Raw genomic sequence first — 17,708 nt, 5'->3', positions numbered from 1 at the left:
CACCGGTGATATGACGCTCTCGTCGCTCGGCCTGGACATCGACCCTGCGGTCGATGCGTCGGTCACGGCGACGCTGGCCGCTGTGGAGGTGGCGCTTCGGGCCAACGTGGCCAGCGCCGATCCGTTGGTGGCCGAGGCGGCGCGGCATCTCGCCGATGCCGGTGGGAAGCGGTTTCGGCCGCTTCTGGTGGCGCTGGGGGCGCAGTTCGGCGATCCGAGCTCGGCCGACATCGTGGCCGCCGCCAATGTGGTGGAATTGACCCACTTGGCTACGCTTTATCACGACGACGTCATGGATGAGGCCCCGGTCCGGCGCGGTGCGCCGAGCGCGAACTCGCGCTGGGGCAACTCGGTGGCGATCCTGGTCGGCGACTATCTCTTCGCCTGTGCCTCGGACATCGCCGCCTCGCTCGGCCCGGAAGCGGTGCGGCTGCAGGCGCGCACGTTCTCGCGGCTCGTGCACGGGCAGATCGCCGAGACGGTCGGTGCCCGAGGCAAAGATCCGATCGAGCACTATCTGCACGTCATCACGGAAAAGACAGCGTCGCTGATCGCCACCTCGGCGCGGTTCGGCGGGCTGTTCTCGGGTGCGTCGCCGCAGATCGTCGAGGCGCTCACCGGCTACGGCGAGACGATCGGCATCGCCTTCCAGCTCTCCGACGACCTTCTCGACATCTCGTCCGAGTCGGTGCAGTCCGGCAAGACGCCCGGCACCGACCTGCGCGAGGGCGTGCCGACGCTGCCGGTGCTCTACGCGCTGGCCGACGACGACAACACCGACGCGTCCGCGGTCCGGCTGCGCGAGATCCTGGCGATCGGGCCGATCACCGACGACGACCTGCACGCCGAGGCGCTGACGCTGCTGCGCGAGTCGGCGGCGATGAAGCGGGCCCGGGAGACGGTGCGCAACTACGCCGAGGAGGCGCGGGCGCAGCTGGCGCCGCTGCCGGCCAGCGAGGCGAAGCGCGCGATGGAAGCGCTCTGCGACTACATCGCCGACCGCACGAGCTAACCCTGCTTTAGTAACCGGCTGCCCAGCAACATCAGGCCGGCGGCGCCGACCATGGCGGCCGCCGCGGCCATCCACATGGTGGGGTAACCGGCGACGGTGGCGACGCCGCCCAGCGCGAGCGGGCCGATGCATCCGCCGGCGTAGACGCCGGTCTGGGTGATCGAGGTGGCCGCTGCCGGGGCCTGCGGGTGCAGGCGCACCACGGCGAAGTTCATCAGGCCCGGCCCGGCCAGGCCCAGCCGAACCCGAAGCCCAGCACCACGCCGGCCACCAGTGCGACCTCGCCCGGCACGGCCAGCAGGACCAGCCCCACCGCGCCGCAGGCGAGCAGGCCGGCGATGACGCCGACCTGGCGGCTCGGCCGGCGGTCGGCCTGCCAGCCGCCGATCACCCGGGCGGTCACGCAGACCGCGCTGCCCAGGGTGAGCGTGAGGCCGGCCAGGCCGGGCGCGATGCCCCGGCCCACCGCCGCATCGACCAGGAACGTGCCGAGTGCGTTGGCCGAGCCGGCGGCGAGGGTGCCGGCCAGCCCGACGACCACGAGCGCCCCGGTGGCCCGTTTTTCCGTCTTGTCGGCCGAGGCTCGTGAGCGTGCCGGGTCGCCCGGCACCAGCAGCAGGGCGGCCGAAGCGAGCAGAGCGGCCAGGACGAACGCCCAGCGCCATCCGAGGGTCAGGGCCACCGTCGGCACCGCCGCGCCGGCCAGGAGCGTGCTCACCGGGATGGCGGACTGCTTCACGCCGAACGACAGGCCCTGCCGGCCCGGTGGCACGTGCCAGGACAGGCTGGTGTTGCTGGCGAGCTGTCCCATCGCGTTGGCGCCGGCGCAAAGCACCAGGACGGCGATGAGAGTCCACAGTGCATCCGCGGCCACCGCGATGCCGAGCAGGGACAGCGCCGAGAGCGCGATGCCGAGCCGGGAGATCCGGGCGGCGCCGTAGCGCTCGACGAGTGCTCCGGCCGGCAGCGAGGCGAGGGCGCTCGCGCCGAAGTAGGCCGAGACGGCCAGGCCGAGTCGGGCGGGGGAGAGACCGATCTGCACCGCCAGGCCGCCGACGAGGAACACCGGCATGGTCACCGCGACCGTTGTGGTGAGCGCACCGGTCGCGGCGCGCAGCGGACCAGGGGAGTTCACGCTGGTCGATGCGTTGCCGAAGCCGTCGATCTTGCCGGTGGCCATCTTTCGCAGACTAGGCGCACAGAATGCATCCGACCGCGTTGAGTGCAAATGACCACACACGTCGTGTAAATCGATCGTGATCCACATGCTTTTGGCATTCCGTCGGCGGAAGATTATTCATATGGTGTAAGTCCCTGGCGTCGGAGGTAGCTGTGCGCGACCCCCTGGCGGAGCCGTCCGATCTGATTCGGAGCGTGTCACGCGCGTTGCGCGTCCTCGAGTCGGTCGGCCGGGCTCCGCGCGGACTCACCGTGAAACAGATAGCGCGACGGTGCGAGTTGACCGTCGCCACGACGTACCACCTCGTGCGCACCCTTGCCTACGAGGGCTACGTGATCCGTCGAGAGGACGGCACGTACATCGTCGGTCTGGAGATCGCCGATCGGTACCGTGAGCTCGTCTCGGCCTTCCGCGGTCCGCCCGCGGTCGGCGAGGCGTTGCGCCGTGCCGCGCTCGACACCGGCTACACCCACTATCTCGGCCGCTTCGTCGGCGGCCGGATCGCGGTGACCGCGTCGGCCGAGGGCGCCCGCTCGCCGTTCGTCGACGACATGGCGCCCGGTTTCGACGAGGGCGGTCATGCCACCGCACTCGGCAAGGCGCTGCTGGCCACCCTCACGCCCGATCAGCGGGCGCGCTACCTGCGCGATTACGGCATGCGGCAGTTCACCCCGGCCACCCTGATCACGACCGAGGCGCTCGAGGCCGATCTGGCGGCCGGCGAGCGGCGCGGCATGCAGATCGAGATGGGTCAGTTCAAGCAGGGCCTGGCCTGTGCCGCCGTGCTGGTGGTCGCCGACCGCGACATCGAGCGCCGGTTGGTGCTCGCCTGTTCGCTGCCGGCCGCCGAAATGCTCACTTCGGCGCGGGTTGTCCGGGCCAAGCTGACGGCCGCCGCCCGAAATGTCGCGGAAGCGCTCTCCGCGGGCGAGTCCGCCACGGCCTGACATGCGGCTCTAAGACTCCGTTGAACCTCCCGTAGCCCAGCCACGTAAGACAGGGTGCACGCGGGAGGTCAGCGGAGGGTGGTGACGGGGTGCACTGTGAGCATGAGCATGATGACGGGGCGTATGTTTTGGGGGCCCTCTCACCGGCCGAGCGTGCCGCTTACGAGCGTCATCTCGCGACCTGTTCGTTCTGCCGGGAAGCGGTTGCCGACATCTCGACGCTGCCCGATCTGCTGTCCCGGCTCGACGCCAAGGAGTTCGCGAAACTCCTCGATCCGACCCTGACGGCCGGTGACCATCCGGGCGCCTCGCTGCGGGATATGGCCGCTTCGACCGCGCCTTCCGGCAATCGCGGCAAACGCCGCAAGACTTTGGGCGTACGGGTATTGAGCACCGTCGCCGTCGCCATCCTGGTCGGACTCGTCGGGATCGGTGTCCTTGCCTTCGTCCGCGGAAGCACTCCGGACAATCAGCCACTCGGCCCGGCCGTCGCGATGACCCGGGTCGAAGGCACCTCGCCGGTCACCGCGACCCTGCGGATGGCCGGCACCAGCGGCGGCACCAAGGTCGAGCTGCGGTGCAAGTACAGCGGCACCCAGCCGGCCACGCTGCGTCTGATCGCCTACGGCCACGACGAGGAGCAGGAGCAGGTCGGGTCCTGGCAGGGTGCGCCCGGCGCCGAGTTCAAGATGGACGGGGCCACCCACTTCGCGCCCGGCGAGCTTTCCCGGCTGGAGTTGGTGAAGGCCGACGGCACGCCCCTGCTCGCCTACGACGTCCCCTGACTCCCTGATTCCGGGTCAGCGGGGTGGCAGGGCGGTGACCGGTTCGACGGTGGCGGCCGTCGCTCCGGTCGCCGTTCTATTTCGTCGCCCTTGCCGCAGCGCGTCCGCGGTGAAGATGACCAGCGCGAGCCACACCAGGCCGAAACCGGCGAGCCGGGCCGGTGGCATCGGCTCGTGATAGATCAGCAGGCCGCAGGCGAGCTGCAGGATCGGCGCCACGTACTGCAGGATGCCGATGCTGGTCATCGAGATCCGGTTGGCGCTCGCCGCGAAGAGCAGGAGCGGCACCGCGGTGGCCACGCCGGAGAGAACCATCAGCGTGGTGTGCAGCGCCGACACGTTCCCGAACTTGGTGTCCCCGGTGGTAGCCAGCCAGGCCACGAAGATCAGGGCCGGAATCGCCAACACCGACGACTCGACGAAAAGGCCTTCGGCCGGCGGCAATGACAGCCGCTTCTTGACCAGGCTGTACGTGCCGAAGCTGGCCGCCAGTAACAGCGCGATCCAGGGCAGCCGGCCGTAGTCGATGGTCAGCACCGCCACCGCCACAGCGCCGACCGCGACCGCGGCCCACTGCCAGCGGCGCAGCCGTTCCCGCTGCACGGTCACGCCGAGCAGCACCAGCACCAGCGGGGTGATGAAGTAGCCGAGCGCCGTCTCGACCACCCGGGACGAGTTGACGCCGTAGATGTAGGTGCCCCAGTTGACGGCGATCAGGACCGCGGCCACCGAGATGCCGCCGAGCAGTCGGGGCGAGCGCAGCAGCCGGGTCAGGAAACGCCAGTTGCGCATCGCGGTGAGCAGCAGAGCGACGAAGACCACCGACCAGATCACCCGGTGCGCGAGGATCTCCAGCGGGGAGGCGGGGCGCAGCGTCTTGAAGTAGATCGGGAAAAATCCCCACATCACGTACGCAAGCAGGCCGTACAGGTAGCCGCGCCGATCCTCGCTCATGGCCACACGGTAAGGCCATCGCCGGATGGCGGTCCTTGCATATGGCTCAGCTCACGGGCAGTCGAGACGTTGACCCCGACTGCCCGTCAGGCAAATCTCGGATCAGTCGTCGGAGCCGTCCGGGACCAGCATGTTGAGGACCCAGCTGACCACGCCGACGAGCAGGGCGCCCAGCACCGCGCTCGGCCAGAAGTTGTCCACGTGGAACGGCAGGTCGAGCTCGCCGGCGATCCAGCTGGTCAGCAGGAACAGCAGGCCGTTGACGACCACCGCGATGAGGCCGAGGGTCAGTACGTACAGTCCGCAGCCGATCACCTTGACGATCGGCCGGAGCACCGCGTTGACGATGCCGAAAATGGCCGCGACCACCAGCAGTGTGACGACCTTCTTGGGGACGGAGTCGGTGTTCAACTCGATCCCGCTGATGACGAAGGTCGAGATCCACAGCGAAACGGCGGTGATCACCAGCCGGATGAGGATTCCCATGGCCAGGGATGGTGTCACGATCATGCAATGCGGGTATAGCACCACGCCGATCTAACGCGTCGACGGTCCGATCAGTTGGCTCTCGATCGGGGTCTGGGCCAGTGCGGCCCAGCGGATCGCCCGGCGGTTGACCACGCCCACCATGTCGGGGCGGATGCGGGTCAGCCACTGGCCCACCTCGCCCAGGCCGAGCGCGCCGGCCAGCAGGGTCGCTTCCTCACCGCGCAACGGCTGCAGGATCAGCAGGTCGGCCCGGGAGGCGACGTCGACGTCGGCGGCGCTGAAGTCATCGCGCACCACCAGGGTGGCCTGCCAGCCCTCGCCGGGCCGGTTGTCGGCCCCGACCGGGCCGACGTCGACCACGGTCAGCAGCGGGTGCAGGGCCGAGCCGGGCGCGATCTCGATGGCCCGGCCGGGCGGAACCACGGCGATCGACTCGCCGGGCACCGCGGCGCCCCGGACGAACGGCTCCCAGGCCTGCGGGCGGGCGGTCTGCACCACCACCCGGGCACCGAGCGCCATCGCCCGCAGCGCGACCAGCTGGGCGCAGCGAACACCGCCGACCAGCAGCGCACGGGTCTGCTCGGGGCGGAACAGCCGGATCACCACCGGATTGCCGTTCCGGTTGCGGCCCAGCATCAGGCCGGCCGCGCTGATCGGCAGGGTCAGCCCATCGAAAAGGTCGGCCGGGTGCACCCCGTCCGGCGGCAGGCCCGGCACGGCGGTGGGCGCGCCGCCGCCGAGCGGGAGGGTGGCGGCCAGACCGGCCAGGTGCTCGCCGTCGAGCCGCCGGACGCGGGCGTGCTCGGCCGCGACCACCTTGCGCAGCGCCTGGCCGGCGGCGCTCAGCGCGGCCGGTGCGGGGGCCGCGAGCCGGACGATCAGGTCGATCGGGGTGGGACCGTGGGCCGGGCGTGGGCCGGCCGTCAGCGCGACCGTGGTGGCCGCGGCAGGCAGGGTGAGCATCCGCGGCACCAGCCGCCGGGACGTCTCCACCCGCAGGTCGGGCCAGCGGGTCAGCCGGAAGGTGGCCTGCGCCAGGCCGCCGACCCGCAGCCCGGGCCAGGTCTCCTGAGCCGAACCGGCCCCGTCGTCGTGGGCCAGCTCGGCCAGCACCCGCAGGGCCGCGGCCTCGCCGAGCGGGCGGGCCGGGATCGCGGACAGCCGCCGGGTCAGCTTGCGCACCAGGCCGGACAGCGCCCGCCGCAGCTCCTCCTCGGCCCAGCCCTCGGCGCGCAGCACCCGCACGGCCAGCAGCGCGCGGCTGTGCCCGAGCAGACGGCCCTCGGTGAGCTGGCGATAGGAGTTGGCCGGGGTGCCGGAGCCGGCTCGCACCGACGGCGCCGGCGCGCCGCTGAGCAGCAGCTGGATGACGACGGGCGGGTGGTCGGTGGTGGCCGACGGGAGCAGCGAGGCCGGCGACGGCAGCGCGGCCGCTTCCTCGGCGAGCAGGCCGGCCGGGTCGCCCAGCTCGAGCACCGCGGTGAGGCCGAGGCCGTCGACGATCACCGCGGCCGGGTCGCCGGCCAGATCGGTCTGCTCCACTCTGGACCCGGGCGCGACGAACTCGAGCAGCGCGGTGGGTGCGGTGCCGGCCGGCGCGGTGTGCCGCCGGCCGCCGAAGCGGGAGGCCACGCCGATCCACTGGAACACCCAGCGACCACGCAGCCGCAACCAGGTCAGGGCGAGGATGAGAACGGCCAGCACGACGCCGGCGGCGAGCCCGAGGGTGCCGTTGATCGCGCCGATCAGCAGAGCCGCGGCGGCCACCTGGGTGCCGACCAGCTGGCTCGCTCGGACGCCGAACAAACGTCCACGCCGGATCGGACGAGCGCCGCCCGTCGGTGCCGGTTTGGCCGGGCCGGTGAGTTCGCGGTAGTCCCGGTCGCCTGCCACGCCCACCGTCACTGCGCACCGTCCTTCCGCTGCCTCAACCTCGTGCGCGGTTCATCGTATGGCTTCGCGCCGCACGGCAGGGGGTGACGAGTTATCCACAGGCTCCGATTCCGGGGTGTCGCCGATTGAACCGGGTCGCTACGGTCGGCGTTGTAGGGGAAACAGTAGTTGGCCCACTACCGCCCGCCCCCCAGAGTCGGAGCCAGCGGGCTACCGTGGTGGTCCACGTCGATGCGCCGAGGGTCACATCGTGACTCGTCCACTAAGGATCAGGGCGTGCGGCGACCGAGTGAGGAAAGCGGGGTGACGTCCGGGGTGTCCGAGACACAAGCTGAAGCCGCGGTGATGGCGCAGACCGCGACGAAGTTCGAGAACGTGAACCAAGAGCTCCAGAGCATGTTGAGCACGCTCATGTCCGAGCTGTCGGTGCTCAGCTCTGCCTGGAAGGGCCGGGGTGCCCACGCGTTCGAGCAGGTCAAGACGCAATACCAGGCCGACCTGCAGAAACTCAACCAGGCTCTGTCCGAGACCGCGGTGGCGATCAAGGACTCCGGCCATCACTACACGACGACCGACGACGAGGCCGCCAGCAAGCTGACCCAGAGTGGTGGCAGCTTCCAGCTGCCGCTCTGAGCCCCCGACGCGAGGAAGTGGAGAGATCATGGCTGGTGACGGCGTCCTGCTCGTCAATTTCGGCGCCCTCGTGCAGGCGAGCGGCGACATCAACAAGGCGCTGAGCAAGCTGCAGACCTCGCTCGACCAGCTCGAGCGCGACGCCGCTCCGCTGGTGGCGACCTGGAGTGGTACTGCTCAGGAGTCCTACCAGGCGCGACAGGCCAAGTGGCGGTCGGCGTCCTCGGAGCTGCAGCAGATCCTGCAGAACATCAAGCAGGCGGTCGACGCCTCGTCCGAGGACTACACGAACACCGAGAAGCAGGCAACCCAGCGCTTCCAGTAAGACCGGGGGTGCCGCTCGACGGCGAAACGGTCGGATCAGCCCTGCGGGGCTGCCTCCGGCCGTTTCCGTTTAGTCCGTTCTTGCGGGTTTTATGTCCCCCGATCGCGTACTGGCCAGCCGGGTAATTCTGGCTACGATCGGTGGTTGAATGATCGCGCCCAGCGACCGATTTGGCGCCGCCGGACTGCTTAAGGTCTGATACCAAGGGCGGGGTACACAACACTTATCTTTTCTGCGCACTGCTGCCCATTGTGATCGCCGCCTGACCTTGTAGGTTGTACGCGTTGAGATGGCCTCGTCGCGCGGTGGGGAGAGGTGGACGTGTCCGAGTGGGAACCGGCTACGGACGCCGAGGGCGCGATGCGCGATGCGCTGCGCACGGACGACCAGGAGTCTTACTTCCGTATCCTTTCCGAGGTTGACCTGCTGTTGCCGGTCTCGGCCGATGCCCTCGCGGGCCTCGCGCCACTCGGCTGGGGCACCTGGAGCACCGGGGGTCGCACGCATGTGCTGGCCTTCACGTCGACCGAGGCGCTACAGGCGTGTCTGGCCGACTACACGGGCTCGGCCCGCCGAGTGCCATATGCGGAACTGGCCAACACCTGGCCCAACCTCGAGTGGTGGCTTGCCGTCAACCCGGGTCTGCCGATCGAGGGCTACCTTCCGGCCTGGTTCGTCGCGCAGCTGTCCCGCGGCGATCTGAGGCTGCCCACCCGTGGGCCCGGCCGGGAGAAGGCGCCGTCCGCCTCCCGCATCCAGGACCTGCACTCCGCCGCGATGGCCGCCAACGCGGCGGTCGCGCAGCAGGACGCCGCCGGTCAGCCCGGTGGGCCCACCCACGAGCCCGCCCTCGCGGCCGGGACGACTCCGTCCGGGGCCTTCCCGCAGCGACCCACAAGCGTTCCGCCGGCCGGGCTTCCGCAGCGCTCGGTGGGTGCACCGGCCGCCGCGGCCGCCTTCCCGGCGTCGAACACCGTGCCTCCGGCCGACTACCCGGCGCCCAACAGCGCGCCGCCGGCCGGCTACGGCCAGGCCGCCGGCGCCGGTTACGCCCAGCCGAGCCTGACTGGCTTCGGCCAGCCGAGCAGTGCGCCGCCGGCCGGTTACGGCCAGCCCAGCAGCGCGCCGCCGGCCGGTTATGGCCAGCCGAGCAGTGCGCCGCCGGCTGGTTACGGTCAGCCGAGCAGTGCGCCGCCGGCTGGTTACGGTCAGCCGAGCAGCGCGCCGCCCGCTGGCTACGGTCAGCCGAGCAGCGCGCCGCCCGCTGGCTACGGTCAGCCGAACAGCGCGCAGCCGGCCGGTTACGGTCAGCCCAGTAGTGCGCCGCCCGCTGGTTACGGTCAGCCGAGCAGCGCGCCGCCGGCCGGTTACGGTCAGCCCAGTAGTGCGCCGCCCGCTGGTTATGGCCAGCCCATCAGTGCGCCGCCGGCCGCCTATGGGCAGTCCGGCGGTGTGTCGGCGGCCGACTACCCGCAGCCGACCAACACGCCGGCCGCCGATTACCCGCGGCCCAGCAGCGCCGCTCCGATCGCCGCGCCGGCGGGTGGTTACTCGTCGTCGCTCGGTGGCCCGCCGGGCTACGCGCAGGCGGCCGCGGCCAACCCGATGCCCTACTTCCCGGCCGCCGATGAGCAGCCGCCGCCGGCACCCGGTGGCGACGCTCAGCCGGCTGCGGCAACGTCGGCTCCGCCTGCCCAGGCGGTGCCGTTCGCGTTGCAGCCGTCCGGCCCGGCCGGGTCCCAGCCGCCGAGCTCGTCCGGCCCGGCCGCGCCGTTTGCGGCCCAGTCGCACAGCCCGGCCGCGCTGCCGTCCGGTCCGGCCGCGCTGCCGCAGGTCGGCCCCGGCGGGCTGCCGGTTCGCACGCCAAGCGGCGTGATGCCGAGCGGTCTGCCCGCGCGCACACCGACCGCCGCCGCACCGGTCTCGGCCGCGCCGGCGTCGGCTCCGCCCGCCGCCTACCGGCCACCGTCCATCCCGGGCGACCAGTCCGCCGGCCGGTTCGGGGACGACCCGCGTGGCCCGCTGCAGAACCTGCAGGGGCCGCTGCCGGTGCGCACGCCGATGGCGAACACCCCACCGGTGCCCGAGCACATCGAGTCGCAGCCGCTGGAAGAGCCGCCGCTCGACCCACGCTGGGGCGGCGCCCGCGCCGACGCCCAGCCGCCCGCGCCGGCCCTGCATGAACTGCCCCGCCGCCAGCCGGCGTCGGCGGCCGACGACTCGCGCGGTGGTTTCCCGCAGGGCCCGGCGTCGCCGCAGGCCGCGGCCGCGCAGCGCACCGGCGCACCCGACCAGCCGGCGCCCGGCTTCGGTAGCCCGTTGCCGCGCCGCCAGGCCGCCTCGGGTGGCGAGCCGGCTCCGATGACGTCGTTCCCGGCGTTCAAGACGCCCGCCGAGCGGGCGGCCACCGCCGACGCGCAGGCCGCCGCCCCGGGTGGTCGTGCGGGCCTGATCCCGCCGGTCATCCCGGGTGCGCCCGGCACCGACCGGCCGGCTCGGTTCGGCCCCGGTCAGCCGCCGCTCGAGGTCCGTGGAGCCATGCCGGCGCCGCCGGTGGTCCGCCCGACCATGTCCGGCGCGATGCCGTCGCAGGTGCCGGCGACCGAACCGTTCGTGCCGGCCAACGAGGTCGAGCGGGACCTCTACGACGCGGCCGAGGCCGGCGGGACCGATCACTTCCTGTCCACGCTGCTGCTCGCCACGGTGCTGGTGCCGGTCGCGAACCACTCGCGGCCGGGCAGCGCGCCCGGTGAGTCCGGTTTCGCGTTCCGCACCGAGGAGATCGACGGCGAGCAGTTCCTGGTCGTCTTCACCAGCAAGGACCGGCTGGCCGAGCACTTCGCCGAGCCGACCCGCACGGTGAGCGTCCGGTTCTACGAGCTGATCCGGAACTGGCCCGACCCGTCCTGGTCGTTCGCGGTCAACCCGCGCACCCCGGTCGGTGCCCGCTATCCGGGTCCGCAGGTGATCGCGCTGGCCAGCTGGGCCGCCGAGGCCGGTCTCGGCTCCGACGCGGGCGAGCACGACGAGGCGATCGAGCCGATCCCGGCGCCGCCGCCGGTCAACGACGACGCCCAGCACGCGACGGTCATGCAGAAGACGCTGCCGCCCGAGCAGGTCGACTACTACCTGGAGCGCGGTTACGACCGGGTGGCCGGGTTCGTGCACCGGGCCACCGAGGTGGAGCACCTGCGCACCCCGAGCGAGCTGTTCGGAGCGCTCGGCCTCACCTACCAGAACTCGCCGCACCAGCCGGAGGCCAAGGAGGCGTACGTTTTGCGCTGGCCGGCCTACCGCCCGAGTCTGTACCGCATTCCCTACGGCGGGCAGAACGAGCAGGCGCTGAAGGCGATGGACGGCTGGGTGATCGAGCGTCCGCCGTTCCGTGGCAACGGGTTCGCGCCCGGCGAGGGTCGCGACGTGATCGCCGAGTTCAAGGTGGACAGTGTCCGGCTGCCGCACGGCGCCCAGCTGTGGCGGGTCGACGCGGACGGCACCGAGCACATGATCGCGATCTTCGACAACGACGGTCCGCAGTGGCGCCGGGTGGGTGAGCAGTGATTCGCGACGGTTACGTGGTGACCTGGCAGGGCCGCGAGTTCGACGCGGTCCCGGACGGCGATGACGTGCGCATCTACACCGGCCAGCCGGCCGACGGCTTCGAGGAGATCAAGCCGGGCCGGTTCGTGCGGGTGCTGACCCCCGAGGAGTACGACGAGCTGGTCTACGTGCGCACCACGTGCACGTGGCGGGGCGCGCCGTTCCTGGTGCTGGGCGAGGCCGACAACTGGCTGCGGGTGGAGTACACCGGCGGCCGGGCTCCGGTGGCCCGCCAGCTGGGCCTGGAGGAGTTCGACTTCGGCGTCTACCAGACCTGGGCCCCGGCGCACGAGGTCTCCGACGTGCACGAGCAGCGCATCTGATAAATCAGTAGCCGGGACGAGATTGCTGGAGCAGTCTCCGTCCATGGGTTCGCTTGTGCGACGGCGGTTGACTTCGGCCGAGACCGGTCCGGCGGTGCGTGCGCTGTGTGCTTGGACGCCGGCCGATGTTCCGGGTGGTGGCGTCCATCCCGGCGATATCGGGTGGCATCTGCGCTTCGAGAACGAGACCGTTGTTCTCTGGGCCGACGATGACGGGCCGGTGGCGGTCGGCTTCCACGACGATTCCGTGCTGCGGGTGACCGCGGCGCCGGGCGCCGATCTCGGGGCGCTGGCGGCCGATGTCGAGGAGCTGTTCGCGCCGGGTGACGCCTGGGTCGATGGCTTGCCGATGCCCGGGTGGGGTCCGGAGCCGAACGAGTCCTGGCTGGCCATGTCGTGGGCGCCGCGGCCTGTCTCGAGCCGCGCCGCGCGGGTCGAGGTGTCCGATGCGGCCGACCGGGTGCTGGTGCAGCGGTCCGCCTTCCCGAACTCGACCTTCTCGGTCGACCGCTGGCACACGATGAACCAGTCGCCGGCCGGTGGGCTCGCGGTGGACGTGCTCGTGCGCACGCCGGCCGGGGAGCCGGCCGCCGCGGTGACCGGCTGGTTCGCCGGGGAGGGCCGGTGCGGGCTGCTCGAGCCGGTCGGCACCCATGCCGACCATCGCGGGCGCGGCTACGGGCGGGACGCCGTGCTGGGCGCGTGTGCGGCTCTCGCCGAGCGGGGTGCGAGCGCGGTCGCCGTCGTGCCACGGTCCAACAACGAGGCGGCGGTTGCGCTCTACGAATCGGCCGGGTTCGTCACCGTGCGGGAAAACCGGGACTGGAAGCGTTGACCACTTACGCAGAATGAAGGGCCAGGGCCAGCCTTGCTGGGCCCCGGCCCGCCCCCGGCGGGAGCGACGGTCTGTACCACCCACCCAGATGCGACATCCGGTTTATGGGGTTTTGAGCCAGCGGAGGATTTCGCCGGTGACCACGTCGGGGGCCTCCTGGTGGAGGAAATGTCCGGCGTCGGGGATGAGGCGCCACTCGTAGGGTGCGATCACGTAGCGGCCGGAACCCTGCGCGGTGCGGGGGAGGGTGGCGGTGTCGAGGGCGCCGTGCAGTTGCAGCGTCGGGGTGATCAGCGGGTGTTGCATCAGCTTCACGAAGCGGTACCCCTGCAGGCGCAGGGCGCTGCGGGCGACCCAGCGATAGGCCTCGAGGGCGCAGAACGCCGCCTGCGGGATCTGCATGGCTTCCCGGCACCGGTTCACGTAATCGGTGAATTCGGCGGTCTGCCTCCACTGAGGACCGGTCCAGTGCGTCATCAGTTCGCCGACCAGCGCCGCGTTGTCCCGGGTGAGCACGTGTTCGTAGCGGGGGACCTGGAAGCGCAGGATCGTCGAGGACGCGGCGAACTGGCCCCTCGGGTCGGCGAACAGGGCGGCGCGCAGTCGCAGGGGGTGGGCGGCGCCCAGCACCACCAGGCGGCTGACCAGCTTGGGGTGGAAGGCGGCGGCGGCCCAGCCGATCATGCCGCCGGCGCCGGTGCCGACGATCATCGCGGAGCGCTCGCCGAGGGCGCGGATCAGGCCGGTGACGTCGGCGGCCATGGTGTAACCGTCGTAGCCGCGCGGTGGCTTGTCGCTGGCGCCGTAACCGCGCAGGTCGATGGCGACCGCCCGGAAACCGGCGTCGGCCACCCGGGTCATCACGTCGTGCCAGGCCCACCAGAACTCCGGGAAACCGTGCAGGAACAGGACAAGCGGGCCGGTGCCGGCCTCGACGACGTGGAATCGGCTGCCGTTCGCGCCGACGAAACGGTGCGTCCAGGGACCCTCCACCAGGACACACGACTCGTCAACCATGCACCAAGACTAGGCGGTCGGGTCGAGTCGGACCCGTCGCGTCGAATCACCCGGCGAGTTGGAGGCGTTCCAGTCGCGCGGGCTGTCCGGTTCCGCAGTTGACCGGGGTCGTGCCGGGGGTGATCCGGGCGCGGACCTTGTCGCCGTTGGCCAGCTTGATCCCCTGGGTCGAGTACGCCGCGTAGGCCACGCCGTCGGTGCTGGTCAGGGTGTAGCAGGGGCCGCTGCCGCCGCGGGTGACGGTGGCGGTGATCCAGGCGTTCTGCAGCGAGCCGACGTTGGGTTTGGGCAGCGCCACCGGGCGGGACGGGGTGGCGGTGACCCGGGGGCGGGTGGTGGTCGGAGCGGCGGTGGCGGTGGCGGCCGCTGTTGCTGTCGCGGTTGCGGCCGGCGGCGCCTCGCCGGTTGGGAAGCTCAGCGCGTTGGCGGGACTCGCGCTGACCTCGGGCTGGGCGATCGGCGCTGCGGCGATGTCGGATTTTTCCGGCTTATCGTGGGAACAGCCGGCGAGCAGTGCCAGCGAGACGGCTGCGATCGAGACTGACCTGCGCAATGACATCTACCCCCGTGAACGTGCTGCGGCGGTAAAGGTTAGCCGGATTCACGTCAGCGCAGGGGTTCGGCGGCGACCATTTCCATCAGCCGGCCGGGGCCGCAGTCGATGCGCAGCTTGGTCGGTGCGGTTTTGATCCGCATTCGTACGCCCTTGACCAGCTTGGTGCCGGCGACCGAGTGCAGTGCGTACTGCGTACCCTCGTCGGTTTCCAGGGTGTAGCAGGGGCCGGAACTGTCGCGGACGACCGTGCCCACCACCCAGTCGGTCTTTTTGATGACGTCGGATGCGCCCGCCGGCGGATCGCTCGGCCCGGGATCGATCGGAATGGCCGTCGGCTCCGCCGACTTTGTCGGCTTCGCCGACTTTGTTTCTTTCGTCTCGGACGGAGACGCTGACGGCAGCGAGGCCGCGGGCGACGGCGCGCTTTCCGGGTGTACGGCCGGAGCACTGCACCCGGCCACGAGGATCGTCAGTGCGGTCACCAGAACCAGCTTGCCGTTCATCAGTACCTCCCGAGGCGTCCCGATGAGACGTATCGATCGCGTCGGGGGTTCCGCGCGGAAACGGACAGCGCCCGGGAAGCGAACTCCCCGGGCGCTGTCGCAGTGATGCGGGTGCGGAATCAGGAAACCGCGACCGTCATCGAGGTGCCGCTCTGGTTGAGGACACCGATCTTCACGCCGACCGCGGGCAGTTTGACGCCCTGGTTCGGCAGCTCGTCGTAGTAGTACTTGCCCTTGTCGTTGAAGACCGGGTTCGGGAGCTGCGGCCAGACCACCGAGGCCTTGCCGTCGACGTGCAGCAGCATGCCGTCGGTCGGGTACAGGCCGAACGGAGCGTCGTAGACCTGGATCCGGGACCGGAACGGAACGCCGTTGACGTTGTTGAACGGCTTCGGGTGCGCGTCGATGTAGAGGTTGCGGCCCGAGCCCGCGTGCTCGTTGGTGTTGTTGTCGGACTGCGAGGTGTCCCAGTACGAGATGACCAGACCGGTCTGGTAGTTGTAGTGCTCCACCCAGTCCGGCTTGGTGCTGGTCCAGCCGAAGTTGTACGGGCCGGTCTTCAGGTACTTGTCGTACGAGGTGTAGCTGCGGTTACCGGCGATGTAGTAACCCGGGAAGTAGTTCGTCACGCTGGCCCCGACGACCGTGAAACCGCCGAGCGTCCAGGTGCTGGCACCCTCCGCACCGTCGGTCGCGAGCACCGCGCCGTCGGCGTTGAAGGTCAGGTCGTCACCGAAGAAACCACCCTCGGCCACGGCCGGGTCGGTGCGGTACCGCAGGCGGAACTGGATCGACTTGCCGGCGTACGCGTCCAGCGGGATCGCGATGTCCGTCCAGGCGCCGCCGGAGTCGCCGGTGATCGCCGGGTTGGTGCTGTCGGTCGGCAGCGGAGCGCCGTTGACCGTGCCGTCCAGCGGGGTCCAGGTGGTGCCGCCGTCGGCCGACGCCTCGAAGTACAGGTAGTCGTAGTTCTCTTCGATCTTGTAGCGGCCCTTGAGCGTGAAGCTGGCGCTGGTCTTGCCGGTCAGGTCGACCGTCGTGGTCAGCGTCGTGGTGCTCTTGTTGGCGTTGCCGGAGAAGAACTGCTTGCTTCCCGCATAGGGTGCGCCGAGGTCGGTGGTGACCGACTTGTCGGGCAGGGTGACCACCACGGCCTGCGGCTTCTTGGAGTTGAACTCCTCCGGGCCGAGGTCGACGATCTTCTTCTGACCGGCCTTGAGCGAGGTGTAGTTCAGCCAGCCGAGCTGCAGCTTGTTCCACGCGCCCAGGTCGCCGGGGTGAGTGCCGATGCCCTGGTCGCCGGCCGCGCCGAGACGGCTCTGCGCCATCAGCGTCCAGTACTCGTTGTTGTTGTCACCCAGGCCGCTGGTGTCGTAGTCGTCCGGCAGGCCGAGGTCGTGCGTGTACTCGTGCACGAAGACGCTCAGGCCGCCGTTCTCCGGCTGCATGGTGTAGTCACCGATCCAGACGCCGGAACCGGCGACCTCGGTGCCGCCCAGCAGGTTGCCCGCCGGGCCGGTGGTGCCCTCGCCGTTCGAGTAGGCGAACGACCGGTGGCTCCAGATCGCGTCCTCACCCTGCTGCGGGTCACCGTCGGCCTGGTCGCCGCCGGCGTGCACGATCTGGAAGTGGTCGATGTAGCCGTCCGGCTCGTTGAAGTTGCCGTCGCCGTCGAAGTCGTTGCGGTCGTACTGGTCGAACGACTTGAGGTCGGCGGTCACCTCGGCCTGGGTCTTGCCGGCCGCCAGCTGGTTGGCGACCCACTGGTTGGAGGCGTCCCGGACCAGGTTCCAGACGTTGGAGCAGACGTGGTCGCCGCAGACGTCACGGCCGTACCGGGCCTCGTTGTACTTGACCTTGACCCAGTCGGTGACCTCGCCGTCGACGCTGTACCGGCCCGAGGACTGCGACTCGAAGTAGGTCTTGACCGACTCGGTGTCCTTGCCGACACCGAAGTACAGGTTCCGGTAGTAGTCGGCGTCGTAGTCCGACTGCCAGATCGTCGAGTTGTCCTTGGTGCGGTCCGGCGACGGGATCTTGTTGTGCAGCGGACCCTCGAACGTGCTCGGACCGGCGGTGTTCGGGTCGGAGTCGACGTCCGGGTAGCTGGGGTGGCGCTCGTTGCCGAACTCGGCCAGGATCACGAAGATCCGGTCGGTGCGCTCGTTGTCCAGCTCGACGTACTGATCCTTGCCGCGCTTGCCCGGGCCACCGAACGTCTTGCCGAGATTGACGACTCTGCTGCCGTTACGCGTCTCGACCTTCGCCTTGCCGCTGACCACATCGGAGATGGCCTGCTCGCGCATCGCGCGGCGCCGTTCCTCCGTCTTGCTGGGCAGATCGTCGACATTGGACTTCCCCGGCGCGACCGACGTCGGAACCGGTTCAGCGGGGGGTGCCGCCTGGGCCACCGCGGGGAGAAGGACCCCGACGCTGGTGACCATCGCGGCGCCGAGCAGTCCTGCGACTACCTTGCGCACCACGCATACCTCCGTTATATGGCCGGACGCTGGGGTGCGGTCCGGCATAAAAAACGGCCCCGGGGTTCGGGGCTGGAGGTAAACGTATGCAAACACAGCGATGCGTGAAGATCTCACAGCGAATTGATAGAGATCAGTTATGTGTTATGCCTCAGACATATCATCAAGATCGACAT

Annotated in this window: 17 protein-coding genes; 8 read left to right on the top strand and 9 right to left on the bottom strand. The window is 70.5% G+C overall.

The genetic code is table 11. From position 1 onward, the window contains the following. Window positions 1-10 precede the first annotated feature (10 nt). Window positions 11-1,012: a polyprenyl synthetase family protein gene (locus Ate02nite_RS13045; RefSeq protein WP_203805125.1), complete on the top strand. Its 1,002-nt coding sequence runs from the start codon at window positions 11-13 to the stop codon at window positions 1,010-1,012. On the opposite strand, the gene Ate02nite_RS49970 is transcribed toward Ate02nite_RS13045, so the two are convergent. Together Ate02nite_RS49970 and Ate02nite_RS13040 are read right to left on the bottom strand one after the other, a co-directional pair. Next, the gene (locus Ate02nite_RS49970) at window positions 1,009-1,227 is read right to left on the bottom strand and encodes a hypothetical protein (protein WP_438871194.1); all 219 of its coding nucleotides are present in this window, start codon (window positions 1,225-1,227) and stop codon (window positions 1,009-1,011) included. The two genes, Ate02nite_RS13045 and Ate02nite_RS49970, sit on opposite strands and share 4 nt — an antisense overlap. Then, window positions 1,227-2,192, bottom strand: a complete 966-nt coding sequence (locus Ate02nite_RS13040) for an MFS transporter (RefSeq protein ID WP_438871193.1) — start codon at window positions 2,190-2,192, stop codon at window positions 1,227-1,229. Before Ate02nite_RS13040 ends, Ate02nite_RS49970 begins: the two co-directional genes overlap by 1 nt. Before the next feature lie 152 nt (window positions 2,193-2,344). On the opposite strand from Ate02nite_RS13040, the gene Ate02nite_RS13035 reads away from it, so the two are divergent. Next, window positions 2,345-3,139, top strand: a complete 795-nt coding sequence (locus tag Ate02nite_RS13035) for an IclR family transcriptional regulator (protein ID WP_203804738.1) — start codon at window positions 2,345-2,347, stop codon at window positions 3,137-3,139. Window positions 3,140-3,267: 128 nt separating this feature from the next. Continuing rightward, entirely contained in the window at window positions 3,268-3,924 is a 657-nt protein-coding gene (locus tag Ate02nite_RS13030; RefSeq protein WP_239147358.1) for an anti-sigma factor, read from the top strand. Window positions 3,925-3,939: 15 nt separating this feature from the next. Here the strand turns inward: Ate02nite_RS13030 and rarD are convergent, their stop codons facing one another. The 3 genes from rarD to eccE all read right to left on the bottom strand — a co-directional run bounded on the left by rarD (window position 3,940) and on the right by eccE (window position 7,272). Then, window positions 3,940-4,878 carry an EamA family transporter RarD gene (rarD, locus tag Ate02nite_RS13025; RefSeq protein ID WP_203804732.1) on the bottom strand — a complete coding sequence of 313 codons (939 nt, stop codon included), beginning with the start codon at window positions 4,876-4,878 and terminating at the stop codon, window positions 3,940-3,942. Between the two features lie 102 nt (window positions 4,879-4,980). Next, on the bottom strand, window positions 4,981-5,364 hold the full coding sequence (locus Ate02nite_RS13020) for a phage holin family protein (RefSeq protein ID WP_203804729.1): 384 nt from the start codon (window positions 5,362-5,364) through the stop codon (window positions 4,981-4,983). A gap of 51 nt (window positions 5,365-5,415) precedes the next feature. Beyond that, window positions 5,416-7,272: a type VII secretion protein EccE gene (gene eccE, locus Ate02nite_RS13015; protein ID WP_203804726.1), complete on the bottom strand. Its 1,857-nt coding sequence runs from the start codon at window positions 7,270-7,272 to the stop codon at window positions 5,416-5,418. 303 nt (window positions 7,273-7,575) lie between these two features. Between eccE and Ate02nite_RS13010 the strand changes: the two genes are divergently transcribed. The 5 genes from Ate02nite_RS13010 (at window position 7,576) to Ate02nite_RS12985 (ending at window position 12,976) form a co-directional block, all read left to right on the top strand. Then, window positions 7,576-7,893: a WXG100 family type VII secretion target gene (locus Ate02nite_RS13010; protein WP_203805122.1), complete on the top strand. Its 318-nt coding sequence runs from the start codon at window positions 7,576-7,578 to the stop codon at window positions 7,891-7,893. A 28-nt stretch (window positions 7,894-7,921) separates the two neighbouring features. After that, complete coding sequence (locus Ate02nite_RS13005) at window positions 7,922-8,218, top strand: WXG100 family type VII secretion target (protein ID WP_203804723.1); 297 nt, start codon at window positions 7,922-7,924, stop codon at window positions 8,216-8,218. Window positions 8,219-8,539: 321 nt separating this feature from the next. Continuing rightward, a complete protein-coding gene (locus tag Ate02nite_RS49410; RefSeq protein WP_275422861.1) occupies window positions 8,540-11,779 on the top strand; it encodes an SseB family protein in 3,240 nt (1,079 codons plus the stop codon). Then, on the top strand, window positions 11,776-12,141 hold the full coding sequence (locus Ate02nite_RS12990; protein ID WP_203804721.1) for a UCP033725 family protein: 366 nt from the start codon (window positions 11,776-11,778) through the stop codon (window positions 12,139-12,141). Before Ate02nite_RS49410 ends, Ate02nite_RS12990 begins: the two co-directional genes overlap by 4 nt. Before the next feature lie 43 nt (window positions 12,142-12,184). Further along, a complete protein-coding gene (locus Ate02nite_RS12985; RefSeq protein WP_203804719.1) occupies window positions 12,185-12,976 on the top strand; it encodes a GNAT family N-acetyltransferase in 792 nt (263 codons plus the stop codon). Window positions 12,977-13,078: 102 nt separating this feature from the next. Here the strand turns inward: Ate02nite_RS12985 and Ate02nite_RS12980 are convergent, their stop codons facing one another. The 4 genes from Ate02nite_RS12980 to Ate02nite_RS12965 all read right to left on the bottom strand — a co-directional run bounded on the left by Ate02nite_RS12980 (window position 13,079) and on the right by Ate02nite_RS12965 (window position 17,496). Continuing rightward, on the bottom strand, window positions 13,079-13,993 hold the full coding sequence (locus Ate02nite_RS12980) for an alpha/beta fold hydrolase (RefSeq protein WP_203804717.1): 915 nt from the start codon (window positions 13,991-13,993) through the stop codon (window positions 13,079-13,081). 46 nt (window positions 13,994-14,039) lie between these two features. After that, the gene (locus tag Ate02nite_RS12975) at window positions 14,040-14,546 is read right to left on the bottom strand and encodes a hypothetical protein (RefSeq protein ID WP_203804715.1); all 507 of its coding nucleotides are present in this window, start codon (window positions 14,544-14,546) and stop codon (window positions 14,040-14,042) included. Between the two features lie 53 nt (window positions 14,547-14,599). Continuing rightward, complete coding sequence (locus Ate02nite_RS12970) at window positions 14,600-15,052, bottom strand: RAD23 family protein (RefSeq protein ID WP_203804713.1); 453 nt, start codon at window positions 15,050-15,052, stop codon at window positions 14,600-14,602. Between the two features lie 119 nt (window positions 15,053-15,171). Then, entirely contained in the window at window positions 15,172-17,496 is a 2,325-nt protein-coding gene (locus Ate02nite_RS12965; RefSeq protein WP_203805118.1) for an immune inhibitor A domain-containing protein, read from the bottom strand. Window positions 17,497-17,708: the final 212 nt, after the last annotated feature.

Origin of the sequence: Paractinoplanes tereljensis, from assembly GCF_016862435.1 — a bacterium.
GTDB lineage: Bacteria > Actinomycetota > Actinomycetes > Mycobacteriales > Micromonosporaceae > Actinoplanes > Actinoplanes tereljensis.
The sequence above is the reverse complement of the archived record's forward strand: the minus strand, read 5'-3'. Positions and strand labels throughout refer to the sequence as shown.